This window comes from Thermococcus thioreducens, assembly GCF_002214545.1.
In the GTDB taxonomy this organism is placed as follows: Archaea; Methanobacteriota_B; Thermococci; order Thermococcales; family Thermococcaceae; genus Thermococcus; species Thermococcus thioreducens.
On the sequence record NZ_CP015105.1, the window covers coordinates 782,600 to 808,599 of the forward strand.

Consider the following 26,000-nt stretch of genomic DNA (forward strand, 5'->3'; position numbering starts at 1 on the left):
GCATGCGAGTTCAGTCATCTATTGGCAGGATACGGATCTTGGAGGTGCGCGGTTTATCTGATATGCCCTAAATGCCTCTATCATTCGGCCTTTTTATTTTGACTATCAGGACTTTTTCCTCGTGGCTCTGGGTGGAAACAACCTCCACTCCCTTGAAATAGAGCAGCGAAAACGGATAGTCAAGTATCAGATAAACAATGAGGGCGAAACTTATTGTGGAGAGGAATCCCATCAAGTAACTTCCGAGCTCCATCACAGAGGAGAAAACAACGCCCCCTAAGAGGCTTATCAAAAAGTTCAGTGTTGAACGGTGTTTGTGCCTTATGCCGCCGATTTTTCCCTCCCCGATGATTCTGAAGAGTTCATACAGTCCTTCTTTTTTCCGCACCCTAAAGGCCAGGGTGAACTCCAGCCCGGGAATACCCCCAAGATCCATCGGGACGTCTGATTCGAGCAGATAAAATGTACGGCTTAGGTCGGTTTTTACCTCTACTACTCCAAGAAAACTTCCACTCTCATACATGGAAGCCCCCACAGTCTCCAGCAGATACAGGTCTGGGTCGATCAGCCTGGTGTAGTGTATCTTCTTGGAGTCTAGGTATTCCTCCACGGGTTTTATGCATTCTGAAAGAATACCACACCTAACGCTGGCATACTTGAGGATCTTTCCTTCGCTCATTAAATGAAGCGTTCTTTTGATACGCTTCCTTAAAGCCATCGGTAAAAATACCCCTTAGAGTTTAAAACTTTCACTCCCCATAAAGGCTACTGGTAGTCTGGTGTTATTATTGGTGGGAAATTTCTTTCATTTTGCTGCATTTCTTGGCCGAAAGTGGTATTATCATATTTCATACTATCCTGTACTGTAACACCCTCTGGATTTTTAGCCTGATTTCGCCGGCTTTTGTTGCCATTTTCACAATCTCTCTAATGTAAGTTCGGAGAAAAGTTAATTTAGGAAGTTGCCGGATACGTATATGGTAGTTTCCAATGATCCAGGTTGAAATAGATGGGCACGCCTGCAAATCGATGTTCGTAACATCAACTTCCAAGCTGTTCGAGCTGCTGTTTGATGACGTGGTTATTCAGTCCCCTGCGTACAAGAGCTTTCTCGTCGATAGTGGCATTTATATCGTTGATTCCCATGGGACAAAGCTTCTGCGAATGGAGTGCCCGGAGGGAAAAGGAGCCCTCCTGGACGACCTCTACTACATGGATATAACACCTGAAACTGTTATTGAGACGTATCTTGCCGCACTCTTCAACCTTCTTGATCTGATCAAGATTCGCGAAAAGCTGTTCCCGGAGTATTACGTGCTCGATAAGGTGGTGCAGCCCACAAAGATCGAGATCAAAGACCATCCCGCGGGGTTCAGGAAAGGGACCTTTACGCTCATCGACGAGATAATCGCCAGGAACTACCGTCGGATTAGGATAGGAACTCCCCGAAAGCTCGCCAGGGTACGTTATGACCCGCTGGACGCTTTTGGGGCCCGGGTGCTCGCCAACACGATTCTGCTGTTTGATAAGAAGGATTTCAGGGAGCTGGCCTTTCTCCACTTTAAAGACCACAGGATAGCAAGAACGCTCTACACCCATTCGACGGACTCATACCTCAACAGTGCGTTTTTTGGCTATCTGAAATTCAAAGTCCGCAAGTTCCTGGGGGTTTAATGAAAAAAGAGGGGCCTCAGGGCGCGGCCTCCTGAATCTTTTTCCTCACGAGCGAGCTGACGAGCTTTCCGTCCGCCCTTCCGCGGAGCTTCGCCATCGCCCTGCCCATGATCATGCCCATAGCACCCATTCCCTTGGCCTTGATGACCTCGATGTTCGCCTGAATGACCTCGTCGATTATTCTCTCGACCTCTTCCTCGCTGAGGAGCGTCAGACCCTTCTCTTCAGCGACCTGCTTTGCGGTCTTCTCGGGGCTCTTCGCCAGCTCCTTGAATATGTCCTCGAAGGCCTCCTTGGCGATCTTTCCGTTGAGGTACAGTTCAAATGCTTCCCTTATGTGCTCGTCGGTGATGTTCTCCACCGGCACTTCCTTTTTGAGTCCCTTGAGAACCACCACGAGTATTGAGGCAGCTAAGGACGGCTTGACGCCCTTCCCAATTAACTCCTCGAAGAGCTCGTCGCGCTCGTCGTTCACGAGGGTCTCAGCAAGGCTTCTGTCTATTCTGTACTCCTTCATGTAGCGTTCAACCTTCTCCTGTGGGAGCTCGGGCAGATTTGCAAGTATCTCACTTTTCATCTCGTCCGTTATCAGTATCGGGGGTATATCTGTTTCAGGGTACATCCTGGCTTTCCCCGGCAGGGGGCGCATGTACTGGGTGTTTCCGTCCGGCAGAGCCCTTCTCGTCTCCTCTGGCACGCCTTCTATGGCCTCTCTCGCGCGCTGGAGAACCTCGCGGAGGGCGCTCTTTGCGGTTTCCTCCTCCGCGGCAACGAGGACAAAGGCGTCAAGTTCACCAAGGCCAAGCCTCTCAACGACAGCCTTGACCTCTTCCTCCCTAATTCCATAGTTCGGTAATTCGTCGATGTGGAATATGCCCTTCACGTACTTCTTGGCCCTGTCGGCCATCTCGGTGCCGAGTCTCCTTCCGGGCTGTATCTCCCTGCCTATAAGCCCGCGGAACTTGGGGAGCTTTATTGCCAGAACCTTTCCGCCCCTCTTTATCGTCCTCGCTATTATCTTCGAGCCGGTGTTTTTGAATATATCCGTGACGTCGTGGAACTCTTCCCTTATGTCCTCGGGCTTGACTCCACGCTTCTTCAGCTCGTCCCTTATCGCGAGCAGGTTGAGCTGCCTCTCAATCTCGCGCTCGATGATAACTGGGATCATGTCCAGCTCCTGCACACCTTTGATTTCGACCCTTGCCCCTCCCCTGATGGAGACGTTCAGATCCTGCCTGATGGTTCCAAGGCCGCGCTTGACCTTTCTCGTTGCCCTCAGTGCGTCTCCTATGTACTTGGCCACTACCTTCGCCTGCTCGGGGTGGTGTATATCCGGCGTTGTTGCTATCTCAACGAGCGGAATGCCGAGGCGGTCGAGGCGGTATATTACCTCCTTATCCCGCCTCTCGACGATTCTGCATGCGTCCTCCTCCAGGCAGATCGTCGGAATGCCGACGCTTCCCCATGGCGTATCAACCCTTCCGTTCATGGCTATTATCGCGGTTCTCTGGAAGCCGGAAACGTTTGAGCCGTCTATGACTATCTTGCGCATGAAGTGAACCTCGTCAACCGGGGTGGCGTTGAGGAGATAGCTTATCTGGAGGGAAACCTTAAGTGCCTCCTCGTCCGGCATGTGGGGAGGCTCTTCGTCCATGTAAACGAGGTCGGTAAGCCCGTAGTTTCCTTCATAAACATATGTCCTGCCCTTCTTAAACTCTTCAAGCGCGGCAGGATCAACTTCACCGAGCTCGCTTATAGTTGGTCTGAGCCTGCGCTGGAAGGTGAAGTCAACCTCGTCGCTGAACTCACTTGGGACGGGTGAGAACAGCTTTTTGGTGTCCAGCTGCCTGTGGATTTCAAGGCCAACCTTGAGACCGAGCTTTTCGTAATCGTACGCCATCGTCATCACCTCAGGAAAGTGTCAAACCTCGTGTAGGGTGTTATCTCGCCGGCATAGTTGGTCAGCATCATTTCGCGCACTTCCTTTGGGTCATCAGTGTGGCCGAGGACCCACATGAGTTTAACATAGGCAGTCTCGGGGAGCATGTCCTCGCACGGTATGACGCCCGCCTTGAGAAGCCTTCTGCCGGTAGAGTAGACGTTGAGGTTCACCCTGCCGTAGAGGCACTGGCTGGTCATGCAGACGCTGAGGCCTTCCTCAGTGGCGCGTTTTATGGAGTCTATGAGGTAAGTCGGGACGTGGCCCAGTCCGGTGCCCTCGATGACGATTCCCTTGTATCCCTTATCAACAAAGAAGTCTATGACCTCAGGCTGGATTCCCGGGAACGCTTTGACGAGGGCTACGCGCTCCTCCATTTCGTCGTCCACCCATACCTCGCTCTCGGTTCTCCTTCTGTAGTCGCTCCTGAGGAACTCGATTTTACCTTCAGGCCATATCCTCGCGAGAGGGATATCGTTTATACTCCTGAAGGCATCGCGCCTGCTGGTGTGCATCTTCCTTGCCTTGGTTCCGCGGTGGGCCAGGCAGTAGGTATCGCCGGTCTCGCCGTGCATGACGATGGCAACCTCTCCGAGGTCTGCAGTCGCCATCCTCACTGAGCATATAAGGTTCATTGCCGCATCGCTGCTCGGCCTGTCGGAGCTCCTCTGGGAACCGACTAGAATAACCGGCTTGCCCAGGTCGCGGAGCATGAAGCTGAGCGCCGAGGCGGTGTAGGCCATCGTGTCCGTTCCGTGGGCGATGACCACACCGTCTTCACCGTTGTTCAGCATTTCGGCTACTTCGTGGGCTATTTTAATCCAGTACTCCGGGCGCATGTCCTCGCTCATTATGTTGAAGAGGAGCTTCGGCGTTATATTCGCTATCTCGAATATCTCGGGAACGGCCTTGGCGAGTTCTTCCGCGGTGAAGGCCGCATGAACGGCGCCCGTTTTGTAGTCAATCCTGCTCGCTATGGTTCCGCCGGTTCCTATTATCGCAACGCTTGGAAGTCCCGGTTTCTTGGGGAAGACCTCCTCGAACTTCAGCTCTTCCCGGGGGGCGGCCTTCTCTATGATTTCAACTGAAACTATCTGGTCAACCAGTATTCCGATGTTGTATCCGTTGTCGAGCTTCAGCGTGAGGGTCTCGCCGCTGGAGAGCTCGTAGGGGTTCATGACGATGCCCTCATAGACGCTCGTGTTTCCGTTCTCCTTTTCGATTATCCGGACGTAATCTCCGACCTCTAGATTCTTATCCTTCATAAACCTCTCAACTTTGCGCATAGCTCTCCCTCCGGGGGATAGTGCGTTCAATCCAATATAAACCTTCGGGCTGGACAGGTGACAAAAATCGGCCGAATTTCCCAGTGAATCTTGCCGGAATGACAACTATCTGGCCTCGATCTTAAACCTCGGCTCCTCTATCCACTCCGACTTGCACCTCGGACAGCGGGAGGGAACGTGGATTTCGGGTCTGAAAACGAAGCCGCACTTCCTGCACTCGGCGGGCTTTATGAGGAGCACTTTCCCCTCACGCTTTAGAGTTCTCTGAATTGCCTTCAGATCCTCGATGATGACCTTCTTCGCTCCCCTTCCCCTCAGTTCGAGGGCCAATGCAAGCTCCCCTGGCGAGTAGTCCCTCCCCTCCAAAAGATTTATTATGCGCTGTCTACGAGTCATCATCGCGAGAAGCTTTGAGCGGTGGGATATAAAGCTTAGGGTGGGAGCATGATAATCGAGAATGCCGAAGTGGTTCTTAAGTCCCACAGGCTCTGCAACCATTGTCTGGGCAGGCTCTTCGCAAGACTCGGAAGAGGAACGAACGATGAGCGTGGAATGGCGATAAGATTTGTTCTCAACATGGAGCGCTCAGCTAAAGGGCTGCCGCCGATTGAAGAGCCCGAAACGTGCGAGCTGTGCGGCAACATTTTTGACAAAATCCCTGAGCTTGTGGAGGATATGAAAAAGGAGGCTGAAGGCATCGAGTTCGAGACGTTCCTCGTCGGTTCCCGCTTTCCAGGAGAAGTACGCAAGAGGGAAGAGGCCATCTGGAGGGAGTTTGGGGTGGAGACTGCTGAGCCCATAAACCGCGAGTTCAACCGCGAGCTTGGGAAGGCCTTTGGTTTGGCCACCGGAAAGGACACTGCCAAGAACCCGGACCTCGTTTTCATAGTTGAGCCCTACTCCAGGAAAGTCGAACTCCAAATAAACCCCCTCTACATTTACGGCCGCTACCGGAAGCTCCTGCGTGGCATTCCGCAGACACCGTTGCCTGACTTCGAAGACAGCGTCGCATCAATAATCTGCCGTGCGTTTTCAAGGGTATCCGGCGGAAAGTGCGTCTTCAAGGGGGCGGGAAGGGAAGACGTTGACGTTCGGATGCTCGGAAACGGGAGGCCGTTCATAGTTGAAATCAAGCGTCCCAAACGGAGGAGACTCGATCTTGACTCGATAGCGAAGGAAATAAACGCGAGCGGAAAGGTGGAGGTTCTGAACCTGCGCTTCGTTTCACCAAAAGATGCTGGGGAAGTTCTCACCCGGAATCACCGCAAGGAATACCTTGCCCTCGTCCGTGTTGACGAGGGGGTAACACCCGAGGAAGCTGAACGTATTGCCCGGGAGCTCGGAGGCCTTGAAGTTCATCAGCGGACTCCCTGGCGCGTGAGAAAGGCTAGAGCGGACAGGGTCAGAGTCAAGAGGGTTCACGAGGCTGAGGCAAGGTGGCTGGATGAGAACCACTTTGAGCTCCGGCTCGTCACTGACGGGGGCCTCTACATCAAGGAGCTTATATCCGGGGATAAGGGCAGAACAAAGCCCTCTGTGAGTGACCTCCTCGGAAAGTCGGCGTGGTGTGAAAGACTGGACGTGTTGAACATTCTTGATGACTGAAAACTTTATAAACGGTTCTCGCCGATTGGATAGCGAAGCCATAACAGGCTTAGTTGATATGCTGAAAAGGTTCGAAAAGCTGGATACGTCTTTGCGTCCGTTGCGCGATGGATAAAAATCCGTGAGGTGGTAGGAATGGTCAAAAAGGCCCACAGCTTTAGGAGGAAGACCCGCGGGAAGCTCAGCAAGAGCCCCAGGAGGAGGGGGCTTCCGCCTCTCACCAGGTTCCTTCAGGAGTTTGAGACCGGGCAGAAGGTCCACATAGTCATCGAGCCGAGCTACCACAGGGGAATGCCCGATCCGAGGTTCCACGGAAGAACCGGGACTGTAGTTGGTAAGCGCGGCGATGCCTACATCGTCCAGATTAAGGACGGCGGAAAGGTTAAGACCTTCTTCATCCACCCGGTCCACCTCAGGGCCCAGAAGGGATGATCATGATCGGGAGAAAAAAACTGGAGGAGCGGTACCTTACGGTAGCCGAAACCAAGGAGCTCCTCGAAAGGCGCAAGGCAGAGGGTATGGAAGAGAACCCTGAGGAGCCGATGTTTTACGAGGCCAGGGTCAGCCTTGAGCATGCCGAGCGCTTTGCCAAGCTTAAACCCGAGCAGGCGGTTGAGCTGAAGGAAAAGCTCATGGAGCTCTTCGAATGGATGGACGAGAGGCTCGCCGCGAAGCTCGTCGACCTGATGCCCGAGGACTACTTTGACATACGGGTGATCTTCAGCAAGGAGGACTACATGCCCACCAAAGAGGAAGCCGGGGAGATAATAAGGCTCCTCGACGACTACAGGAAGTGACCTCTTCTTTTCCTTTTCCTAGACAAAGTATAAAAACTCCTTGGGGATATAATTTCTGGGGGAGAGACTATGGATAGGTACCGGAGACATTCTTACAGGGAAAGCCTCGAAAAGAAGAGGCGGAATGTTGAGTATGAGGAGTACGCCTACGTGCTGGACTATCTGCCGGAGGGCTACACTGATTTAAGCACCGGAAGGAGGAGCGGGAAGCCCGTGGCGCAGGTTATAGGTGAAAAGGCCTTCACACTCCTTGAAGTTGCTCCCAAGGAGGATCTCATGCTCTATGAGAGGGTTTTCATCGGTAAGGGGCAGAGGGATAAGATTCTTATGATAAACAAAAAGATTCACTACGATGACCTCACTGCCACCGCTAAGGCCGAACTCCCGTACGTTGTTGAGGAGATAGTCAAGAATAATGAGGAGCGCTTTATTCAGTTCTTCAATGTTGCTCCCCCCATAACCAACAGGCTTCACAGTCTGGAACTGCTTCCAGGCATAGGGAAAAAGCACATGTGGGAAATACTCGACGAGCGCAAGAAGGAGCCGTTTAAGAACTTTGAAGACCTCCGTCACCGTGTCAAGGGGCTCCCGGATCCGGCGAAAATGATAGCAAAGAGAGTCGTCGATGAACTCGAAGGTAAGGACAGATACAGACTCTTCGTCGGTTCAAGGAGGATATTCCGCGTATGAGGGAGCGCCTTTTTTCCCTTATTTCCAAGTACAATCTGAAGGCCAGCTCAGACCTCGGTCAGAACTTTCTGGTAGTTCAGGATATAATTGAAAGGAACGTTGAAAGGGCAGAACTGGACGAAAAAGACCGCGTTCTCGAAATTGGCCCGGGCCTCGGAGTTCTCACCGAGGCTCTGAGCAGACACGCCGAAAAAGTTTACGCCATTGAAAAAGACCACCGCCTCGTTGAGATACTAAGGAAAGAGTATGACTGGCCGAACGTCGAGATAATAGAGGGCGATGCATTGAAGGTCGAGTTCCCCGAGTTTAACAAGATAGTTTCAAACCTCCCGTACCAGATTTCGTCCCCCATAACGTTCCGCTTTTTGAGGTATGAATTTGAACGGGCAGTTCTCATATACCAGCTGGAGTTCGCCCAGAGAATGGTGGCAAAGCCAGGGGATAGAAATTACTCCCGCCTGTCCCTTATGATTCAGGCAAAGGCCCACGCTGAGCTTGTGGAGAAGATCGGTAGAGGCGCATTCTGGCCCAGACCGAAGGTGGACTCTGCAGTTGTGATACTAGAACCCAAGCCTCCGGATGAGAGAATAGAACTCCACGAAAACCTGGTAAGGGCACTTTTCCAGCACCGCAGAAGTACGGCTCTGGCGGCTCTAAAAAAGTCCCATCACATGCTGGGTCTGAGCAGGGAGGAATTCAAAAAGGTTAAGGGTGCGTTTTCGGGGATGCCCCATGCTGGGAAGCGCGTCTTTCAGCTGTCCCCCGAGGAGGTTAGGGACATCGAGGAGTTTTTGAGGGCAGAGGGGCTCCTTAAGTAGTCACCCCGATGCTTCCTCTCCGAACAGAGTGGCGTATAAACGGCGTAGTTTCTGATAGTGTCCGTTTTCTATATTGGCCAGCCATATGAGTGTTGCTTTGGAATCTTCATCCACGGCTTTATCCGAGAGGTATCTATACACATCGTGGGCGAGGCGTTCGGTCCCCATAAGGTATTCCAGGATGTCTTTTACGTCTCCCCGATATGCCATATCCCTCAGCTGTTCTTCGGAGAGCTCCACTTCCAAGGCAGGGAGGCTAATTTTTGGGGGCTTCTTGCCAGGGAACATCTCATGAAACATCCTGAGTAGCGTTTCTGCATGTCCAAGGCTTTCCTTGTAAAGCTGGTAAAAAAGTTTTGAAACACGTTCATCCCAGTTTACCTCTTTGCTTAGCTGGTATAGTTTGTAGTACATTTCAGCCTCTTTGACCTCCTGCTCCATCCAATATGAAAGAAGTTCCATGTGGTTGAGTTTGGAAATTGCTTCCAGTATTTTTTTAAACCTGGCCTTTTCCCCTTCGGTCCTGTATCGAACTTTCCCCATACAGTTCCCCATAAATACTTGGGGCACTAGGGCGTTTATACCTTTCGCCAGCGATTGTTTTTTAAGATAATCCGAGAAGTCCAGACCATGATAATAGCTATTATCGATGGCTATACTGATGAGCCCGCTGGGCTGGGTGTCCCCCCGTATCTGGGTATATACCCCCGCTATGCTTACGGCGCCATCAAGAAGGCCAGACATGACGCCGAAGTGTTTTACCTGACCATAGATGACCTCAGGGCAACGTTCGAGGGGGAGGGGGGGGTAGCCACCAAGAATAAAACTCCAAACTTCCCGGAGACGAGGAGAATACTAGAAAAGGCCGACGTCCTCGTTTACATAGGTGGGCTCCACACTCCAGGTAAATATCTCTCCGCCGTGCCGTCGCAGGTGGAGGAGGTTGCGAGGTTTCTTAAACCTTTCACGGGGATTAAAATACTCGGTGGCCCCGCTTTCATGGGCTCCGCGCACGGCGGCGGCACAAAGATCGGTTCCCGTGAGCTGATGCTGGCCAGTGCGGTTTTTGACCACGTTGTCTACGGGGATTTGGAGGCGTTTCTCCACGACTTCATCAAGAATCCAAATGATGCAGACCCCTTCCGTTTTAGGACTTATGAGGAACTGCGGGATTACGCCCTCCTCGGTGCCGAAGTCGTTAGACAGTTTCCGGATTATCCCAATTTCGTCATAGTTGAGATTGAGACCCAGCGCGGGTGTCCAAAGGCGGCTGGAATTGGCGGATGTTCATTCTGCACCGAACCGGTGAGGTACAGCTCGATCGAGGACAGGCCAATAGAAGATATAGTGGAGGAGGTCGAAGTCCTTTACAGACTGGGCGTTAAGCACTTCCGTGTTGGACGGCAGAGCTGCATATTCTCATACATGGCGGAGCCGAACGGCCGTGTTCCGATTCCAAATCCCGAGGCAATTGAGAAACTCTTTGCCGGAATCCGTTCCGCCGCACCCCGCGTCAAGACCCTCCATGTTGACAACGCCAATCCGGCGGTTATAGCCAACTACCCGGAGGAAGCCATTAGGATAGCAAAGGCCCTGATAAAATACGGGACTCCAGGTAATGTGGTTGCCTTCGGTCTCGAAAGTGCCGACCCAAGAGTGGCCAGGCTGAACAACCTAAACGCGACCGCTGAAGAAACCTACGAGGCCGTTAGGATTCTCAACGAGGTCGGCGGAAGAAGAGGGCCAAACGGGATGCCGTGGCTTCTTCCCGGAATAAACATCCTCTTTGGTCTGCCTGGGGAGACCAAGAGGAGCTACGAGCTGACGTTCCAGTTCCTGAAGCGCATACTGGACGATGGGCTGATGGTAAGGAGAATAAACATCAGACAGGTTGTGGTCTTTCCAGGAACTCCCCTGTGGCATCTAAAGGGTAAGCTCAAGACTGAAAAGCACAAAAAGCTCATCCAGCACTACAAGTATAAAATACGGCATGAGATAGACCTTCCAATGCTGAAGCGCGTCGTCCCCGTTGGAACAGTGCTTCGGGATGTCCGTGCCGAAGTGTTTGAGAACGGGCTCACCTATGGAAGACAGATAGGAAGCTATCCCCTGATAGTGGGCATTCCCAAGAAGGTTGAACTGGACAGATTTTACGACGTTCTAATAGTTGACCACGGGTTCAGGAGCATAACCGGAATCCCCGTGCCAGTGAATGTGAACACTGAATCCTCAAAGGTTCTCCAGTATCTCCCAAGTATAGGGAAAAGAAACATCGTGGGGATACTCTCTAGGAGGCCGTTTAAGAGCAAAGATGAGTTTTTTGAGGTTGTGGGGAGGGAGAAAAGGGAGATGCTGGAGGAGATAATCAGCCTGTAGTGGCCGTGCCGTTCTGAGGCCATGAGAACCTGATGATGTTCTCGATAAGGATGACCTCTGCCCTCAGTGCCTCGTCTGTGGTTCCCTCTATCACGAGCACGCCCCTGCGGGGGGCAAATATCCTGTTTTCCTTGGCACCTTCTGCAGGGCCGATAAGGATAACGGCGAGGTGGTTCTCGTTCCCTATTTTGCCGCGACCGATGTCCACCTTGATCCAGAAGTTCAGGTAGACTTTTCTGTACCTGAGCCACGTCTGGTTAAAGGCATACTGTTTGGCAGTGGCGTTGTCGTATCCCAGCTGGAGTCCTTTGAGGTAGTAGTTCGTTGTAAATATGTTCGAAACAACACCGGATATCTCCGAAACGGCGAGGGTTCTGTACTTGCAGTCTCCCACGTACAGCTGGGGGGAGTCCTTGCAGTTGGTTACAGAGGGGTCTCCCATCACGATCGTAAAGTATTTGTAGAAGCTCCTGACTGTCAGGTTGAGGTCGACCTCGGGGCTACCCGTGATGTAGCTGTCCACTGTGATGTTGAAAAGCTTTGAGCCTGCCGGGGGTTTCGTGCCCTCCTCAATCAGCTTCTGGTACTGCTCCGCAGTCAGGGCATAGAACTGACCTGAGGACGTGTATATCATTACGTAATGGGTTGAGGCTTTCGGTGCTCTTGGGTTGATCACTCCGCTGAAGCTGTGGTACGAGTAAAGCACGTAGCTGATTGGAGCCACGACCACTATAAGGACTATAAGAACCGCTATGAGTCTCTTTTGAACCAATGCTAAAACCCCCAGAAAAGGGAATTAAAATAGAAGGGAAGGGCCTCAGAGGCCAGCGAGGTACTCCATAAGGGCCTCAGCGGCCGCCTTGGTCTCGTCCCTGGTGGCACCAGCGACGATGACGACGTCGTAGCCGCCAAGGGCGCCCTGTATGTACTCGATGTCGCCTGGGCTGTTGTACCAGTCGACCTGGCTTATGCCCTGGTCAACGAGGTACTTTGTGACACTGTTGGCAACAGGACCACCGATGAGGATGAGGTTGCTTCCCGGGTCGTCCATGTTGACCTCGTAGTCCATGAGGGTTATCGGCTGGGCGACCGGCTTGATCATAGTGACGTCGCCGTAGATGCCCTCAACGTAGTAGTCGGTGTCGAGGACCTGGTCGCCAGCGGCGAGCTCCTTCTCGACGACGGTGCCCTGCTTCTCCTTGAGCCAGATGTGCGCGTAGGCAACGACGCGGTCAACGTCGTCGATGGTGCCGTTGCCGTCGATGTCGTATCCAACGTCCTTCTCGTTGAGGGTCTTGAGCTGGAAGTGGTACCAGAGGTCGTAGGTGCCGAAGATGTCGACCGGGTTGCCCTCAAGGGTGTCCTTGTTGGTGAGGGTTATGTTGGTGATGTACCAGGTGCCGCTGACGTTGGCGGTGCTGATGGTCATCTCCCAGGTCTTGCCGTCGTAGGTTATGGTGTCGGCGCTCTGGTAGGTCTTAACGTCGACCTGGGCCTCGATGCTGGCGATGAGGTGGCCGTCGATACCAACGAAGGTGTCCCTGAGGGTGAGGATAACGCTTCCGTCGCCGAAGACGTCAACGGCCGAGTCCTTAGTGAGGATGATCTGGTCGCTCTCCTGGCCGGTGACGGCGTTCTTGACGACGACGAGGGCCCTCTGGTCGATGATGCTTATGTCGAGGACGGTGACGATCCAGTCGGTACCCTCAATGGCCTGCGGCTGGCCGACCTGGTACCAGGCGGTGCCCTTGTCGAGACCGGCGGTGAACTGGCCGTTGTCAACGCTGAGGACGTAGTAGGTCTCGCCGAAGACCGTGAAGGTGTCACCGGCACCGACGCCCTCGCTGTAGGTGCTGACGATGGTTCCGCCGTCGGCGGCGACGTTCATGGCGTCTCCGATGTAGTAGTTGGTAACGTTCTGGTATTCAGCCGGGACGCCCCACTCCGGGTACTCGTCCCTGACGAGCTCGGTGGTGGTCACGCTGTAGTTGTAGAGCTTGTAGTCAACGAAGACGGTGACGTTGCCCGGAGTAACGACGAGGTCGGCGTCCTTGGGCGGCCTGGTCTCGTCCCAGGTGCTCGGGTCCTTGGACTTGAGGCCTATCTTGCTGAGGGTGATGTGCCAGTCGATGAGCTGCTCGTCGTTGATCTTGTCCTTGTCGGCAAGGGTGGTGTCAACGGTGAACCAGTCCTTCCACTGGGCGTAGGTGTCAACGTAGGCGGCGCCGTTCCACCAGTAGTCGCCCGGAAGCTCCTCGTACTTGGTGGCCCAGTTCTCGCTGCCGTTGATCGTGAGACCGTGGTCAACGGTCATGGTGTCGTAGTTGTAGGCGTAGATGGTCCACTCGGCAAGGGTGGCGGGCGGGTACTCGGCCTTAACCTTGACGTAGCCGTTCTGAACCTCGGCCTGCTCGGTGGTGTAGAGCAGGCTGCCGAGGGCAACGGCAATGTCGGCGGCGCTGGCAACGTCCATAGCAGCAGCGGTACTTCCAACGACGATTTTAACGTTCGGGGTTCCATCGGCGTTAACGAAGAAGTCCTTCGGTATGTTCGGGACGGTCGGCTGAGCGCTGGCAAAGCCCATGGTGGCTCCAACCATTGCGGCACCAATTGCAAGGGCCGCGATTTTCTTCACTTTCATTTTCCCAACACCTCCTTAACTTTGGGCTTACGCCCTAGGATGGTCTAATATGCATTGTCAATGACTTTCTACCCGGTTAGGGTATATATACTTTTCGCTTTCAGACCCTTTCTCTGCTTAAAAAAAGCTCGCTCATTGCCGTAAAAATGAAAGGGAGCTTAATTAAATGCCTATAGGCTTTTCGCCTTTTGCCGATAATATCAGGGGTTCAATTTGAACTCAGTATTCTTTTTCTCCATGAGCTGCCTCTTCACAGGCCTTGTAACCAGCTCGTTAACGAAGCCACCAAGGTCAGTTAATGTGTTCTGGAGCTCGTTGGCGGTGATATCTATAATCTCGGGCTCTATTATTGAGATGGCAACGGGGGCGTACTTTGCGGTCAGCTGAACAAGCGTTTCAAACGGTGAAAGAAGCTCGGCCGCTAGAAGACCTTTGAACTCCTCCCCCTCAATCTGCCCCTGGACGAGGAGCTTGTTTATCCTGCACCCTTCTATCGACAGTGCCTTGGCCATTGTTGTCTTTATGCCCTCTTCGTTCTCCCCAAAGACCTCAACAACGAAGCGGTAGAGAATGTTCCTGTCTTCAACGATCAGCTCTTCAATCTCCTCCCTGGAATAGCCTATCCTCGGCTCAGGAATGTCGTCGAGCTTGGGATAAACTGCCAGACCGCCGAACTGCTTCATGAGCTTCCCCATAAACAGCGAGATTTCTCCGAGTGTTTTCATAAGGTCTTTTGACTCGATCTCCAGCTTTCCGGGTCTCAGGACTTCCACAACGGCTGGAGAGTACTGGAGGGTCAGACGGACTATATCTCCAAGCGTCCCTTCCAATTGGGCTTCTATGACCCCAGAATACTTGAGAAGCTCCTCCTCCGGGCTCTCCATGACCTCTTCGAGATTTACGTACTTAATTTTGACATCCTTTTCATTCTGGAGGTTTTTGGCAGTCTCCTCCAGAGCCCTTTCTAAAACTTTCTTGTCGTTACCTATGCCTTCAATGTAAAAAATAACCTCAATCTCGGCCAATTTCACCACCACATCCAGTTATATCGCTTCTTTTGATACGTACCCACTATGGGGATGGGCTCACCGCAGTATTCGCACCTTCCCCCTTTCACATGGTACTCGGTAATTTTGAATCCCCAGCGGACTATTAAAGGTTTGCCACAGCCGGGACAGTAGGTGTTCTCCCCCTCATGGCCAGGGACGTTGCCGACGTAGACAAACCTGAGCCCCTCATCTTTAGCGAGGCGATAAGCCCTTTCAACAGTCTCGACGGGGGTTGGGGGCAGATGGCTCAGCCTGTAGTGGGGGAAGAACCTAGAGAAGTGAACGGGGGTATCGTCGCCGAGCTCCCCAACCACCCACCTCGCAAAGGCTCTTATCTCATCCTCCCCATCGTTCAACGTTGGGATTATTAGGTACGTTAACTCAACGTGAATTCCAAACTCCTTTTTGGCTATCTCCGCGGTTCTTCTGCTCGGTTCACCACCCGGGACGCCTGCTATCTTCATGTAAAACATATCGCTGAAGGCTTTGATATCGATGTTCATGGCATCGATGTACGGGGCGAGTTTTTTGAGGGGCTCCTCGTTTATGTAGCCGTTAGTTATCAGCAGGTTGTGTATCCCCTCCCTCTTGGCCAGCTTGGCTGTGTCAAGAACGAACTCGTACCAGATGACCGGTTCGTTGTATGTGTAGGCTATGCTCTCACACCCGTATTTTTTAGCAAGGGCGACTATTCCCTCTGGTGTAGCCGCGTGGAGGTACGGGAAGTCCTCATCCGCCTGGCTTATCTCCCAGTTCTGACAGTGCCTGCAGTGCATGTTGCACCCTACGGAGCTTATGGACAGGGCACAGGAACCCGGCCAGAAGTGGAAGAGGGGCTTCTTTTCGACGGGGTCTGTTCCTATGGCCGATACTTTGCCGTAGTTGAGCGTGTATAGCTTTCCGCCGATGTTTTTTCTCACTCGGCAGGAGCCGCGCTGGCCCTCGTCTATTATGCAGTTGAGGGGGCACAGCCTGCACCTAACCCTTCCTCCCTCAAGCGGCTCCCAGTACATGGCCTCTCGCATAGGCCTCACCAGAGGGTAGTAGGCTCACTTCCGTTTAAGTTTTTGGTACCTTTCGTAGTACTCCCTCATTGTCAGGAACTCCGCACCCTCTCTCCTGTAGTGGTCTATCAGCCTCCCGAGGAGCTCAAGTGCTCTATCTCCCGTGTTGAACCTGCAGTCCCACCGTATCCTCTCCTTCTGCATGGGGACGAACTCCCACGGGTGGGCAAAGTAGACCCGGGGCTCTCTCAGGCGGGAGTGGATAATCCTCTGAATTCCCCAGGGGAGCCGTATGACTGAGGATGTGGTTGAAGCGGGGACCTCAAGGATCTCCCCAAAGAACCGCACACCCTCACGGTAGCCCTTATAGACGGCCTTTGACGAGTCCACCAGGATGCCGTTTTTTGCCAGTATATCATAATAGTAATTAGGGAACTGAAGGTTGGGGGCACGGAACGAGACCACATCACCGAACTTACGCAGTACCTTAAGGGACTTTTTGATGGCCTTTTCACCTTCGCTCTTGGTGAGCTTGTCGAGCCTCTCGTGGTTGTAGTTGTGACTTCCCAGCTCATGCCCCTCATCGATGACACGCCTGACCAGTCCGGGAAAGCGCCTTGCCATCTCCGCGGTGAAGAAGAACGTGGCTTTTACCCCTTTCTCCGCCATTAGGTCGAGGAGCTTTGGAAGTCCTTTCTCCATTCCCTTTGTAGTGGTTAGATACGGTGGGCAGTCGTGCTCCACATCGAAGGTTATTGAGACTATCATGAACCGATCCCCCGAACCAGTTTGTAGAAGACGTATCTCCTGTCAACCTCGTCCCTCATATCGATTGTGCGTTTGTATATCCTGAGGAGCTTGCCCAAAACAACATCCCATGAAAACTCCTTCTCCGCACGTTTGCGTGCTTCTCTGCCCATCGCTATAAGCCCCTCTCTGTCCAGAAACGCGGTGGCAAGGTTCTCCATCATACCCTCCTCGCTCTCTGCTAAAAGACCAGTAACCCCGTTAATTATCATGTCTGAAAGACCGCTCTCGTTTCTCCCGATTACAGGCCTTTCGGTTGACATGGCCTCCAGCCCAACTACCGGAAAGGCTTCAAGTATTCCGGGCATCAGCACCATGTCCGCGGCCCAGTAAAGGGGCAGAAGCCGCCCTCTCTCGATAAAGCTGTAGAGTTCGGTTATTTCGCCGATACCGGTCTCACGCAGGTTCTTCTCAAGAAGAGGCCGCATAGGACCGTCACCTATCATGACAAGCCTTACACTTCTCTTGGGGAGACCGCTCTTCTTTAGGGCCCCTTTTATCATGAGCGGTATCCTGTGGGCCTGCTTTCTCTCGGTCATCCTGCCCAGATACAGAACTACGATTTCGTCTCTGACGCCGAGGCTCTTTCTGGCATTCTCCCTCTCCTCAGGTTCTGGAGGACGCCATTTTCTGGTGTCTATCCCGTTGGGCACCACAACGACTGGGCGTCCCCGGAGCTTTTCTCCGAGCAGGTTCCGCGTGTCCTCGGCCACTGGAGTGCTGACGGCTATGAAGGTGTCTATCCTTTTGAGGTGGTGCCTAACAAAGGCTCCAATAAGGAAGTCAAGGGGCGGGTTCCCATAGAACGAATGGTTTGTGGCCACAACGGGAACGTTCCGTATTCCCCGGGATATCTTGGACACGGCAATCGCAAAGGGGGAGTATATACTGTGGACGTGGGTTATATCAAAGCCTATTTCCTTGTAGAGTTCATTTACCCTCCAGAACTGTGTAAAGCCCACACTGGAGTGATAACTGCGGAAATACAGGGTTGCAGGAAACCTGAGTACTGGATATGGAAAGCTGTCGATATATGGTTTCATGTATCTGTAATCATGGGTCAGGACGTAGGGCTCATGCCCCATCCGGATGAGATTGCGGGCGAGTTCATCAATGTGGGACTCTATTCCCCCGATTTTAGGGTAGAACCAGTCACTTGCTATTGCGATTTTAAGGCCTTCCATATTTCGACCCCTCCGGACGTCAGGAGCACCGCTAGTCCCACTAGACTGCTGGCAACGTACGATACAAAGCGCTCTAGGAGGGTTATTGAAACCGCGAGCGCCGTAGGGATTCCAAAGTAGGTGAGTGTTCCCACAAGGCCCCCTTCTATTATTCCAACACCGCCGGGGGTGAAGGCTATCAGACCGAACAGGAGATTGGCTATTGAAACCACCGCTATGAGGGTCCAGGCCAAGTTCAGACCAAAGGCGAGTGTTATGAGCTTTAGCCTGACTACATCAAGGAGCCAGACTGTGGAGCTGAGCAGAATCGCGATAATGTTGAGACTGTGCATGTTTTTAAGGGCTGTTATCTTTTTCATCTCCTCATGGGTCACTGGGGTTCTGAACAGGCGGAGTGAGAGACTGACGAAGGAGTCCCATTTAATCCAGATCAAGGATATTCCCGCCATCCCAAGAATCAGAAGGGTGGCCGGCTCTTCCGATGAGAAGTATGCCATTCCAGTGAGGAAGAGTGCAAACACCGGGATCGTCTCAAGTATGCGCTCGTAGATTATGCTGACCGCAGAGATTCCAGCGGGGATGTTGGCCTTTTTGGACACCCACGCCATCCTGAGCAGTTCCCCGCCGCTCCTGCTCATTGGAGTAACATTGTTCATGAAAATCGAGGCGAGGATTGCCTTGACGAGTTCGTGAAGAGGGGCGTCCCTACCGACACCCTTCAGAACGAGCTTCCAGCGGATGCCGTAGAGAACGACGCTCACATAATACGTGAGGAACGCCAGAGTCAGATACTTAATGGAAGCGGTTCCTACGACTGAGAGATACTGCCGTGCCGATGTTGCGATACTCTCAAGCATAGTCACAACCTACCTTAAGTCCGGTTTGACATTTTAAAACGTTATCGGAACAAAGCTCTATATGTCCCATACACTTTCCTGTTAAGATGCTCCCATCCAAGGAGGGGCATCTCCTCCCTTTTTCCACCGATGGTAACGTATACACCGTTTCCTTTTTCGACGCGTCCTATTACTGTGAACTCTACCCGAAGGCTCTCTGCCACCTCCCCGGGTATTGTGAAGACGAGTTCGAACTCCTCACCGCTGGCGAGAGCCATCTCGACGGCACTTATTCCGAGCATCCGGGCGGCTTCGACAGCCTCCTTTCTCACTGGGAGCCTCTCGGCATCGACTTCTATCCTTACACCGCTCATCCTTGCCAGGAGGTGGAGCTCTTTGGAGAGTCCATCGCTGATGTCTATTGCGGCGTTTGCATAGCCGCTCAGTTCAATACCCTCGGCAACCCGCGCCCTCGGTTCAAGGAGCTTCTCATAGAGGGGTCTCCGTATTCTCCCGGACACATCGACTCCGTACCTCCAGAGGAGGAGCCCCGCCAGAGCCCGTCCTATATCGCCGGTTACACAGACGAGGTCTCCAGGCTTCGCCCCGCTCCTTGTGAGCAGTCTCCCCGTCCTTCCAAGGGCTATCCCGTCTATTATCAAATCGTCGGCCTCGTTAGTGTCGGCGCTCAGGACGGGAAGGTTGTAGAATTCGAGGGCATCTCCAATTCCCCTTGCAACACCTTCCAGATAGTCCATATCGATGTCCCCGGGGACTCCAAGGGAGAAGAGGAACCCCACCGGTCTTGCACCCATGGCGGCGACATCGCTGACGTTCATGGTAACGGCCTTAAACCCGACCTGTTCTGGCGTCATTATATCCGGCACGTCCGTTTTTCTCACGAGCATATCGTTCGTCGCTACAAACCACTCGTTTCCGAGTTTGATGGCTCCCGCGTCGTCGCCCAGGGGCAGGTCTCCCTGGATTTTGAGGTGCCTCATAAAGAGCTCGATTATCTCCCTTTCCACCTTTATCCCCACTCCCAGTTGGGTCATGGGATTTAAAGCCTTCGCCAAGCTTTTATGCCATTGGCCCCAATGTAGTCTTGTGGTGGGTATGAAGGAGCTTAGGTACAATCCCCTGACCGGTCAGTGGGTCATGGTCTCCGCTGTGAGGAGGAAACGCCCCTGGAGGCCGAGAGACTTCTGCCCTTTTTGTCCAGGGGGAGAGGAGACCGGCTATGGGTGGGAGGTTCTTCTGCTTCCAAACAGGTTCCCCATGCTGTCCTTTGATGCCCCCCGGCCAGAGCGAGATGGGTTTTACAGGAAGGCACGGGCTCTCGGCCAGTGCAGTGTGATAGTCGAAACGCCTGAGCACGAGGTTAGAGACCTAGACAGGCTTTCCCTCGGTGCCGTAACCCGGGTTGTTGAATTATGGAAAAACACAACCGCAGAACTGAAGAATAACCCCCACGTTGCCTACGTCGCAATCTTTCGAAACAAGGGGGAGGAAATTGGCGTCAGCCTGACCCACCCCCACGGCCAGCTCTACGCGACACCGTTTATACCCCTCAAGGTTCGCCTCAAAGTCGAGAACTCAAGGAGATACTTCAAACGCACCGGCGAGTGCCTCTTCTGCAGGATTCTGAGAGAAGAGATGGAAGGCGAGAGGGCGATATACGAGAACGAAAGCTTTGCAGTCTTCCTGCCATTCTTCGCGAACTGGCCCTTTGAAGTTCACATCTACCCGAAAAGACACGTCCAGTGGCTCACCCAGCTGACGGAGGAAGAGCTCACGGATTTGGCCGACGCGCTCAGAGTTGCAGTTGGAACCCTCAACACGGTCCTGGAACGGGACATGCCCTACACGATGATGGCCTACCAGGCGCCGTTCAAGGGGAGTTACGATTTCTATCACCTCCACGTCGAGTTCTACCCAATCCTGAGGGATAACGGCAGAATCAAGTACGCCGCGGGAATAGAAATGGGAACCTGGGACTTCACTTACGATGGGGCTCCTGAAGAGAATGCAGAAAAGCTAAAAGAGGCCTGTAAGAAGGCAGTGAAAAGAATCGGGGCAAGAGGAAGGTGCTTCACTTAACCTCCCGGCTTCCTTCGAGGAACTTCATGAGGCTCGTCTGCTTCGGCCGGTATTCCTCCTCTGGAACTTCGACCTCAAGGACTTCGAGGTCTTCTATTCTGGCTCTTTTTATTTCCTCCGGCAGTCTTATCTCTCCGTATTTTCCTCCGCCACCGGGAATCACTATGAGCTTGTTCTCTCTGTAGGCCCAGATGGCCTTTGCAACCTCCTCGTGGACTTCGGCCAGACCCTCAAGCGGGACATCGACGAGAACCCTTATCTCGCTCCCGAACTCCTCCAAAAAGCGCTCCCAGATAACCCTTACGGCCTTTGTCTCGACTCCTTTTCCAATAACCATTGCGATTATCTCAGCGAGCGGAGCCAGGCGGAGGTATGGAGGTCTGTCTTCTGGCCTCTCCTCAATGTCGGCCAGCTCAAGGATCCTGTCGTGGACACCCTTCTTTATCCTGCCGCCGCACTTCGGACACCTCCACCTGAACGCCCTCGCATCCTCCGGCGAGTACTTTGCGTAACAGCGGGAGCAGGCGGTAAGGTGGTACTTGCCCAGTCTCGGGTCAAGGCCGGCGTTGAGGACGATTTTTCTACCTCCCCTTTTGAGAATGGCCTTCCGTATCTCCTCAAAGGTTGCATCTTTGACCTCGAAGCGGTTGAACTCCCTCCCGAGGCGGTGGGGCATTGGTGAGTGGGCGTCGCTGTTGCTGAGGTATGTCAGCGAGTGGTGGGCCTTTATCCTGTCGGCCATCTCAGAGTCTGCCGAGAGGCCGAGCTCAAGAAAATGGACCTTTGCTCCCTGGTATGCCTCCTTGAGGCTGTTGTACTCTTTGTAAAGGGCCGTCCAGGGCGTGAATGCATGTGCCGGCCCTATCAGGACGCCGAGCTCGTTCGCTACCTCGGCTATCTCCGCCGCGGAAAGGTTAATCCTCGGCCTCCCTTCGGCCTCTATATCCCCTGAATGCTCCCTCAGCTCCTCCCTCATCTCCCGGACGGTTGAGATGCTCGGAAAAATGAGAAGGTGGTGAACCCTCCTCCTGTCCTCAACTTCCGCTGTGAGGATGAAGCGGACTCCGTTCCTCTCGTAGGTTCCCTCGTCAACCTTTTCGGTGTATCTCAACAGTTCCTCTTCCCACTTTGGGTTGAGTATGTCTCCCGTTCCGACTATTCCAAGGCCCTTGAACCTGGCGTTCTCGGCGAGGTTTGGAACCGTCATGGATTTTGAGACCGCCTTCGAGTAGCGGGAATGTATGTGAAGGTCGGCATCAACCTGCATGGTATCACCTCATTCTATGTACATACCCTCCAGGCCGCGGTAGTAGGCACGGTATATATCCCTCTTTGTGACGACACCAACGAGCTTTCTGCTCCCCGGGCTTTCCAGAACGGGCAGGAGGTTCTGGTCGTAGGCCATGAGCTTCTCAAAGGCATCCTCAGCAGTTTCAGTCGGGTACGTTACTCCGTAAGGCCGGCGGATGAATCGCTTCACCGGCATCCTCTTAACGCTGGGGGACTTTTTCAGGACGTCCTTTATGCCGATTATGCCCACGACCTCCATGTTCTCGTTGACCACGGGGAAGCAGTCGTGTCCGGTTTCCCCTATCAGGTGCTCCACGTCAAAGAGAGTCTGGTCTTCGGTGACGTAAACCGGCTCGCGGGTCATTATCTCTCCAACGGAGATGGTCTCAAGGATGACCGGTTTTCCCGTCATTACGTGGTAGCCTTTCCTGATGAGCTTGAGGGTGTAGATGGACTCTCCCCTGAGGAAGAACCTTGCCGTGAGAAAGCCTATGGTAGCGGAGGTCATCACCGCGGGCAGAACGGCGTAGCTCCTCGTCAGCTCGGTGACCATCAGTATCTGAGTCAGCGGTGCCTGCGTCATACCGCTGAAAAAGGCCGCCATTCCGGCTAAAGCGTAGACGGATGGGTTAGACGCGTGGGCCGGTAGAAATGCCTTTACGATCTGGCCAAATGCCGCCCCAAACATCGTCCCTATGTAGAGGCTCGGGGCAAAGACGCCGCCGCTCTGTCCCGAGCCAAGGGTCAGGGCGGTGGCCAGCATCTTGACCAGTCCGAGAGTTACGAGGAGCCCTATCGCCAGCTCCCCGTAGAAGGCCATTCTCATACCTTCGTAGCCTATTCCGAATATGCCGTAAACCGGAAACAGCATTCCGAGAACGCCGACACCAAAACCACCTATTGTGGGCTTCATCATTTCGGGCACTTTGGCCTTTGAGAACCTGTCAACCATCCCGTAAAGGAACCGGGCATAGAACGCGGCGAGGATACCGAGAAACAGTCCAAGGAGGAAGAACAGTGGGAGCTCAAAGAGCGTATGCCCTATCCCGCCCGGAACATCTATCTCCACCGCCCTGTTGAGGACGGCAAGGGTAAGTGCGTTGCCGGTGACGGCGGCGATGAATATGGGCACGAGGTTTATCGAGAAAGCGCCCATGTAGACGACTTCAAGGGCGAACATCGCTCCTGCCAGAGGTGTGTTGAAGGTGCCCGCTATACCTGCCGCCAGACCACAGGTGACGAGGAGCTTTTTCATTTCCTTGGACAGGTTGAACCAGCGGGCGAGGATTGACGTTAAAGCCGCGCCGATGAAGCCTATTGGCCCCTCGCGTCCAACGCTTCCCCCAGAGCCTATGGTTATGGCGGTGGCTATCGTTTTCAGAACGGCAAACTTTCCGGGGATATTACCGCCTTTAAATATGACCGCCTCTACAACCTCCGGAATGCCGTTTCCCTTGATTTCGGGGCACTTGATCACGAAGAACGTAACTATGAACGCACCGAGGGTTGGTAGGAGAACGTAGCCGATGTTAAAGCCCTCCACGTTGTAAGAAACGATCGGGAGAAGCCGCTCGAAGAAAAACCCGTGAACCATCCCTATGAATAGCCTAAAGACTACCGCACCTAAGCCACCCACCAGGCCGGCCAGAATGGAGAAGGCGATGACAAGGCCCCACTTTTTGAGATAGTCGCGTTTCGATGTCATCAATGGGGAATGGGTGTCCCAAATAAAAAGCTTAAGCTTTTATACCCCTCAATCGGAAGGGTCTCTGGTGGGACTATGAAGGTTGAAGGATTTGTCGCTTCCCTAAGGAATGCCGAGACCATCGGCGAGCTGTTTAAGATACTCGCAGAGAAAGGTGCCCCCATCGCTGAGCTCGATGGCAAGAGGTTCCTCATCGTCGTTGAGGGCGATTTTGAGGGCAGAAAGTTCTGGACCGAAATAAACGGGGAGAAGGCCAACCAGGCCCTTGGAGATGCGATGCTCAACTCCTCAAGCTTCCCCTTCAAGTGCAAGCGCCCCTACACCGGCGGAAACGTTATCTTCGTGGACTTTGGCGACATCGAGGTTGAGAAATTCCTTGTTGCCTACCGCGACCAGGACTACGGAATCTTCTACCTCGTCGAGAACGGACGGGCTGAGGAGATAACAAAGGAGGAGTACGAGGGGCTGGTTCCCGAGATGCCGGAGTTCAGGATAAAAAGCATGAGCGAAGAGGAAATGAGTGCCATGGGAGCTTTCTTCGGCTGAGGTTTGGCCCTATTCTCTATTTCTTCCGTTCAGCCTCCTAAGGATGAATGGTGTTGGCGTCAACCCCAACAGCAAAGCAGTACCGCATATAGCTGTCTTTTCCTTACTTGTGCCCGAGGTTGTGCTCTCACCCTCTTCCGAAGTCGTCGTTGGAGTGGTTATCGAGGGGATGGAGGTTGATGATGTTGTGCTTGGTGAACTAACGGTGCTTGTGGAGGGAGTAGGGGATGAGGTGGTGATGGGTGAAGCTGTGGGGGAAGGAGAAACCGTTGATGTCGTTGATACGGTCGTAGCGGGGGCGCAGGACGCGTTTTCCGAAACCGGGACGAGGGGGAGGTAGTCTCCACCGTTCAAAATGCTTCCCCCGGAAGTGTACGGCAGCATGGTGTCCCCGAAGCCGTCTCCATCAGTATCCCTGCCGGAATAGTCGCTCCAGTAGTTGCCCCCGAGACAGGGGCCCCCGATTATGTTCGTGCCGACAGTCTTCTCGATATTCCACCGGTTTTGCCTGTCCGCCTGTGCGTTCTTCGTGTTGTCAAAGTAGTTGTCGTAGATTAAGTTGTCTTTGGAGAGGATGATGGTGATCCCGTATTCGTTGGAGCTAACGTTGTTGTGGACAATGGTGTTTCCGCTGGAGGAGTCAATCGATATCCCTACATCCCCGTTGCTCATTATCGTGTTGCTGGCCACCCGGTTGTGCCCGCTGTGCCTCCAGAGGGAGACTCCACGGAAACGGTTTTCGGTAATTATGTTCCCTGAGATGGTATTTTGGGTGGACAACTCAAGGGCAATTCCGTCTCTGCCGTTCAGCACCACATCGTTGCCGGCGATTGAGTTGTTCCGACTTGAAATAAGCCGGATCCCGTGGTCGCGGTTGGAGGCTATCCTGTTCCAGTATATTCTGTTTTCCGTTGCCTTCTGGAGGGACACACCCACGTATCCGTTTCCACTTACATAGTTGCTGGTTAAGGTGTTGCTGCTTGAACCGTCTATTGAGATGCCTTTGTTGGCGTTGGAACCTGCATTGTTCCCTGAAACGAGGTTGAAATCACTCATGTCGCTGAGGGTTATTCCATCGTAATTGGAGTTCGCACTGTTGTTTACCACTGCACTGTGGCTGGAATTGTGGAGGAATATCCCCTGACCGTAGTTTGAGTCCACGGTGTTGTCCCTCACCACGACTTCATTGGAGTCCCACAGGAATATCCCCACTCCATAGGTCGATGTTACGGTGTTGTTTCCGATTTCCCCCGTCCTAACGTTTTTGTAGTATATCCCATGAAACCATTCAAAGACCACCAGGTTTCTGACGGTGACGTTGACCAAGGCCCCTGAACCCTGAGCATAGACTCCTATCGTGTGGTAGTTCCCCAACCCACCAACTCTGTGCCCCATGCCGTCAAAAACAACGTTGCTAGCGGTTATCAGAATGCATATCATATTCTCGCTCTCGGTTATGTCGTCGGTGAGGATGTAGTATCCGGACTGGTTTATGAGGGTGCATGAGCTCACGGGAATCCAGGTAACGGTATCTGCGGAACCCTTTCCTAAAAAGTTTGGATGAGATAACAAAACCAGAACCACCATCATGATCGCAATCCCGAGCTTTGTTCCCATAAAGCTCCACCGCTGTATTTAACTATGTCCAGAAAA

At 53.2% G+C, this 26,000-nt stretch carries 25 protein-coding genes; 9 read left to right on the top strand and 16 right to left on the bottom strand.

Annotated elements, in window-relative coordinates; translation table 11 throughout:
- Window positions 1-67 precede the first annotated feature (67 nt).
- On the bottom strand, window positions 68-718 hold the full coding sequence (locus tag A3L14_RS04275) for a hypothetical protein (RefSeq protein ID WP_055430238.1): 651 nt from the start codon (window positions 716-718) through the stop codon (window positions 68-70).
- Window positions 719-1,029: 311 nt separating this feature from the next.
- Here A3L14_RS04275 and A3L14_RS04280 point away from each other — a divergent pair, with 311 nt between their 5' ends.
- Complete coding sequence (locus A3L14_RS04280) at window positions 1,030-1,674, top strand: hypothetical protein (protein WP_143597786.1); 645 nt, start codon at window positions 1,030-1,032, stop codon at window positions 1,672-1,674.
- 16 nt (window positions 1,675-1,690) lie between these two features.
- Here A3L14_RS04280 and gatE read toward each other — a convergent pair whose 3' ends face one another.
- The 3 genes from gatE to A3L14_RS04295 all read right to left on the bottom strand — a co-directional run bounded on the left by gatE (window position 1,691) and on the right by A3L14_RS04295 (window position 5,298).
- Window positions 1,691-3,580, bottom strand: coding sequence for a Glu-tRNA(Gln) amidotransferase subunit GatE (gene gatE / locus A3L14_RS04285; protein ID WP_055430240.1), 1,890 nt, complete (start codon window positions 3,578-3,580; stop codon window positions 1,691-1,693).
- Window positions 3,580-4,899 carry a Glu-tRNA(Gln) amidotransferase subunit GatD gene (gatD, locus tag A3L14_RS04290; protein WP_055430241.1) on the bottom strand — a complete coding sequence of 440 codons (1,320 nt, stop codon included), beginning with the start codon at window positions 4,897-4,899 and terminating at the stop codon, window positions 3,580-3,582. The genes gatE and gatD overlap by 1 nt, the downstream gene beginning before the upstream one ends.
- Before the next feature lie 105 nt (window positions 4,900-5,004).
- Complete coding sequence (locus A3L14_RS04295) at window positions 5,005-5,298, bottom strand: transcriptional regulator (RefSeq protein ID WP_074631289.1); 294 nt, start codon at window positions 5,296-5,298, stop codon at window positions 5,005-5,007.
- Between the two features lie 45 nt (window positions 5,299-5,343).
- On the opposite strand from A3L14_RS04295, the gene A3L14_RS04300 reads away from it, so the two are divergent.
- The 5 genes from A3L14_RS04300 (at window position 5,344) to rsmA (ending at window position 8,809) form a co-directional block, all read left to right on the top strand.
- Complete coding sequence (locus A3L14_RS04300) at window positions 5,344-6,504, top strand: tRNA pseudouridine(54/55) synthase Pus10 (protein WP_055430242.1); 1,161 nt, start codon at window positions 5,344-5,346, stop codon at window positions 6,502-6,504.
- A gap of 135 nt (window positions 6,505-6,639) precedes the next feature.
- Window positions 6,640-6,936 (top strand): 50S ribosomal protein L21e, encoded by a 297-nt coding sequence (locus A3L14_RS04305; RefSeq protein ID WP_055430243.1) that lies wholly within the window; start codon window positions 6,640-6,642, stop codon window positions 6,934-6,936.
- A 2-nt stretch (window positions 6,937-6,938) separates the two neighbouring features.
- Window positions 6,939-7,301 carry an RNA polymerase Rpb4 family protein gene (locus tag A3L14_RS04310; protein ID WP_055430244.1) on the top strand — a complete coding sequence of 121 codons (363 nt, stop codon included), beginning with the start codon at window positions 6,939-6,941 and terminating at the stop codon, window positions 7,299-7,301.
- 69 nt (window positions 7,302-7,370) lie between these two features.
- A complete protein-coding gene (locus A3L14_RS04315) occupies window positions 7,371-7,991 on the top strand; it encodes a DUF655 domain-containing protein (protein ID WP_055430245.1) in 621 nt (206 codons plus the stop codon).
- Window positions 7,988-8,809 carry a 16S rRNA (adenine(1518)-N(6)/adenine(1519)-N(6))-dimethyltransferase RsmA gene (rsmA, locus tag A3L14_RS04320; protein WP_074631288.1) on the top strand — a complete coding sequence of 274 codons (822 nt, stop codon included), beginning with the start codon at window positions 7,988-7,990 and terminating at the stop codon, window positions 8,807-8,809. The genes A3L14_RS04315 and rsmA overlap by 4 nt, the downstream gene beginning before the upstream one ends.
- Here rsmA and A3L14_RS04325 read toward each other — a convergent pair whose 3' ends face one another.
- Window positions 8,810-9,364, bottom strand: a complete 555-nt coding sequence (locus A3L14_RS04325; protein WP_232473411.1) for a ferritin-like domain-containing protein — start codon at window positions 9,362-9,364, stop codon at window positions 8,810-8,812.
- A 75-nt stretch (window positions 9,365-9,439) separates the two neighbouring features.
- Between A3L14_RS04325 and A3L14_RS04330 the strand changes: the two genes are divergently transcribed.
- Window positions 9,440-11,185, top strand: coding sequence for a radical SAM protein (locus A3L14_RS04330; protein WP_055430247.1), 1,746 nt, complete (start codon window positions 9,440-9,442; stop codon window positions 11,183-11,185).
- Here A3L14_RS04330 and A3L14_RS04335 read toward each other — a convergent pair.
- The 8 genes from A3L14_RS04335 to A3L14_RS04370 form a co-directional block, all read right to left on the bottom strand.
- Window positions 11,175-11,957, bottom strand: a complete 783-nt coding sequence (locus tag A3L14_RS04335; RefSeq protein ID WP_055430248.1) for a hypothetical protein — start codon at window positions 11,955-11,957, stop codon at window positions 11,175-11,177. The genes A3L14_RS04330 and A3L14_RS04335 overlap by 11 nt on opposite strands.
- A gap of 45 nt (window positions 11,958-12,002) precedes the next feature.
- Window positions 12,003-13,826: an S-layer protein gene (locus tag A3L14_RS04340; protein WP_055430249.1), complete on the bottom strand. Its 1,824-nt coding sequence runs from the start codon at window positions 13,824-13,826 to the stop codon at window positions 12,003-12,005.
- Window positions 13,827-14,026: 200 nt separating this feature from the next.
- Window positions 14,027-14,851, bottom strand: coding sequence for a hypothetical protein (locus A3L14_RS04345; protein ID WP_055430250.1), 825 nt, complete (start codon window positions 14,849-14,851; stop codon window positions 14,027-14,029).
- Window positions 14,852-14,853: 2 nt separating this feature from the next.
- On the bottom strand, window positions 14,854-15,900 hold the full coding sequence (amrS, locus tag A3L14_RS04350) for an AmmeMemoRadiSam system radical SAM enzyme (protein ID WP_074631286.1): 1,047 nt from the start codon (window positions 15,898-15,900) through the stop codon (window positions 14,854-14,856).
- 24 nt (window positions 15,901-15,924) lie between these two features.
- Window positions 15,925-16,647: a polysaccharide deacetylase family protein gene (locus A3L14_RS04355; protein ID WP_055430251.1), complete on the bottom strand. Its 723-nt coding sequence runs from the start codon at window positions 16,645-16,647 to the stop codon at window positions 15,925-15,927.
- The gene (locus A3L14_RS04360; protein ID WP_074631284.1) at window positions 16,644-17,870 is read right to left on the bottom strand and encodes a glycosyltransferase family 4 protein; all 1,227 of its coding nucleotides are present in this window, start codon (window positions 17,868-17,870) and stop codon (window positions 16,644-16,646) included. Before A3L14_RS04360 ends, A3L14_RS04355 begins: the two co-directional genes overlap by 4 nt.
- The gene (locus A3L14_RS04365; protein ID WP_055430252.1) at window positions 17,846-18,727 is read right to left on the bottom strand and encodes a lysylphosphatidylglycerol synthase transmembrane domain-containing protein; all 882 of its coding nucleotides are present in this window, start codon (window positions 18,725-18,727) and stop codon (window positions 17,846-17,848) included. The genes A3L14_RS04360 and A3L14_RS04365 overlap by 25 nt, the downstream gene beginning before the upstream one ends.
- A 41-nt stretch (window positions 18,728-18,768) precedes the next feature.
- Entirely contained in the window at window positions 18,769-19,761 is a 993-nt protein-coding gene (locus A3L14_RS04370) for a thiamine-phosphate kinase (RefSeq protein ID WP_162840166.1), read from the bottom strand.
- A 61-nt stretch (window positions 19,762-19,822) separates the two neighbouring features.
- Here A3L14_RS04370 and galT point away from each other — a divergent pair, with 61 nt between their 5' ends.
- The gene (gene galT, locus A3L14_RS04375) at window positions 19,823-20,806 is read left to right on the top strand and encodes a galactose-1-phosphate uridylyltransferase (protein WP_055430254.1); all 984 of its coding nucleotides are present in this window, start codon (window positions 19,823-19,825) and stop codon (window positions 20,804-20,806) included.
- On the opposite strand, the gene A3L14_RS04380 is transcribed toward galT, so the two are convergent.
- Complete coding sequence (locus A3L14_RS04380; RefSeq protein ID WP_055430255.1) at window positions 20,799-22,073, bottom strand: TIGR00375 family protein; 1,275 nt, start codon at window positions 22,071-22,073, stop codon at window positions 20,799-20,801. The two genes, galT and A3L14_RS04380, sit on opposite strands and share 8 nt — an antisense overlap.
- Before the next feature lie 9 nt (window positions 22,074-22,082).
- Window positions 22,083-23,801 carry a chloride channel protein gene (locus A3L14_RS04385; RefSeq protein ID WP_055430256.1) on the bottom strand — a complete coding sequence of 573 codons (1,719 nt, stop codon included), beginning with the start codon at window positions 23,799-23,801 and terminating at the stop codon, window positions 22,083-22,085.
- A 75-nt stretch (window positions 23,802-23,876) separates the two neighbouring features.
- Here A3L14_RS04385 and A3L14_RS04390 point away from each other — a divergent pair, with 75 nt between their 5' ends.
- Window positions 23,877-24,347 (top strand): hypothetical protein, encoded by a 471-nt coding sequence (locus tag A3L14_RS04390; RefSeq protein WP_055430257.1) that lies wholly within the window; start codon window positions 23,877-23,879, stop codon window positions 24,345-24,347.
- Between the two features lie 9 nt (window positions 24,348-24,356).
- Here A3L14_RS04390 and A3L14_RS04395 read toward each other — a convergent pair whose 3' ends face one another.
- The gene (locus A3L14_RS04395; protein WP_055430258.1) at window positions 24,357-25,964 is read right to left on the bottom strand and encodes a NosD domain-containing protein; all 1,608 of its coding nucleotides are present in this window, start codon (window positions 25,962-25,964) and stop codon (window positions 24,357-24,359) included.
- Between the last annotated feature and the right edge of the window lie 36 nt (window positions 25,965-26,000).

Coding starts and splice junctions, on each gene's coding strand:
- A3L14_RS04330 (WP_055430247.1), top strand. CDS start 9,440: ATGATAATAGCTATTATCGATGGCTATACTGATGAGCCCGCTGGGCTG.
- A3L14_RS04280 (WP_143597786.1), top strand. CDS start 1,030: ATGTTCGTAACATCAACTTCCAAGCTGTTCGAGCTGCTGTTTGATGAC.
- A3L14_RS04355 (WP_055430251.1), bottom strand. CDS start 16,647: ATGATAGTCTCAATAACCTTCGATGTGGAGCACGACTGCCCACCGTAT.
- A3L14_RS04300 (WP_055430242.1), top strand. CDS start 5,344: ATGATAATCGAGAATGCCGAAGTGGTTCTTAAGTCCCACAGGCTCTGC.
- A3L14_RS04310 (WP_055430244.1), top strand. CDS start 6,939: ATGATCGGGAGAAAAAAACTGGAGGAGCGGTACCTTACGGTAGCCGAA.
- A3L14_RS04365 (WP_055430252.1), bottom strand. CDS start 18,727: ATGCTTGAGAGTATCGCAACATCGGCACGGCAGTATCTCTCAGTCGTA.
- A3L14_RS04390 (WP_055430257.1), top strand. CDS start 23,877: ATGAAGGTTGAAGGATTTGTCGCTTCCCTAAGGAATGCCGAGACCATC.
- A3L14_RS04385 (WP_055430256.1), bottom strand. CDS start 23,801: ATGACATCGAAACGCGACTATCTCAAAAAGTGGGGCCTTGTCATCGCC.
- rsmA (WP_074631288.1), top strand. CDS start 7,988: ATGAGGGAGCGCCTTTTTTCCCTTATTTCCAAGTACAATCTGAAGGCC.
- A3L14_RS04360 (WP_074631284.1), bottom strand. CDS start 17,870: ATGGAAGGCCTTAAAATCGCAATAGCAAGTGACTGGTTCTACCCTAAA.
- A3L14_RS04380 (WP_055430255.1), bottom strand. CDS start 22,073: ATGCAGGTTGATGCCGACCTTCACATACATTCCCGCTACTCGAAGGCG.
- gatD (WP_055430241.1), bottom strand. CDS start 4,899: ATGCGCAAAGTTGAGAGGTTTATGAAGGATAAGAATCTAGAGGTCGGA.
- A3L14_RS04295 (WP_074631289.1), bottom strand. CDS start 5,298: ATGATGACTCGTAGACAGCGCATAATAAATCTTTTGGAGGGGAGGGAC.
- A3L14_RS04395 (WP_055430258.1), bottom strand. CDS start 25,964: ATGGGAACAAAGCTCGGGATTGCGATCATGATGGTGGTTCTGGTTTTG.
- A3L14_RS04275 (WP_055430238.1), bottom strand. CDS start 718: ATGGCTTTAAGGAAGCGTATCAAAAGAACGCTTCATTTAATGAGCGAA.
- A3L14_RS04315 (WP_055430245.1), top strand. CDS start 7,371: ATGGATAGGTACCGGAGACATTCTTACAGGGAAAGCCTCGAAAAGAAG.
- amrS (WP_074631286.1), bottom strand. CDS start 15,900: ATGCGAGAGGCCATGTACTGGGAGCCGCTTGAGGGAGGAAGGGTTAGG.
- A3L14_RS04370 (WP_162840166.1), bottom strand. CDS start 19,761: ATGACCCAACTGGGAGTGGGGATAAAGGTGGAAAGGGAGATAATCGAG.
- A3L14_RS04305 (WP_055430243.1), top strand. CDS start 6,640: ATGGTCAAAAAGGCCCACAGCTTTAGGAGGAAGACCCGCGGGAAGCTC.
- A3L14_RS04325 (WP_232473411.1), bottom strand. CDS start 9,364: ATGGGGAACTGTATGGGGAAAGTTCGATACAGGACCGAAGGGGAAAAG.
- A3L14_RS04340 (WP_055430249.1), bottom strand. CDS start 13,826: ATGAAAGTGAAGAAAATCGCGGCCCTTGCAATTGGTGCCGCAATGGTT.
- galT (WP_055430254.1), top strand. CDS start 19,823: ATGAAGGAGCTTAGGTACAATCCCCTGACCGGTCAGTGGGTCATGGTC.
- gatE (WP_055430240.1), bottom strand. CDS start 3,580: ATGACGATGGCGTACGATTACGAAAAGCTCGGTCTCAAGGTTGGCCTT.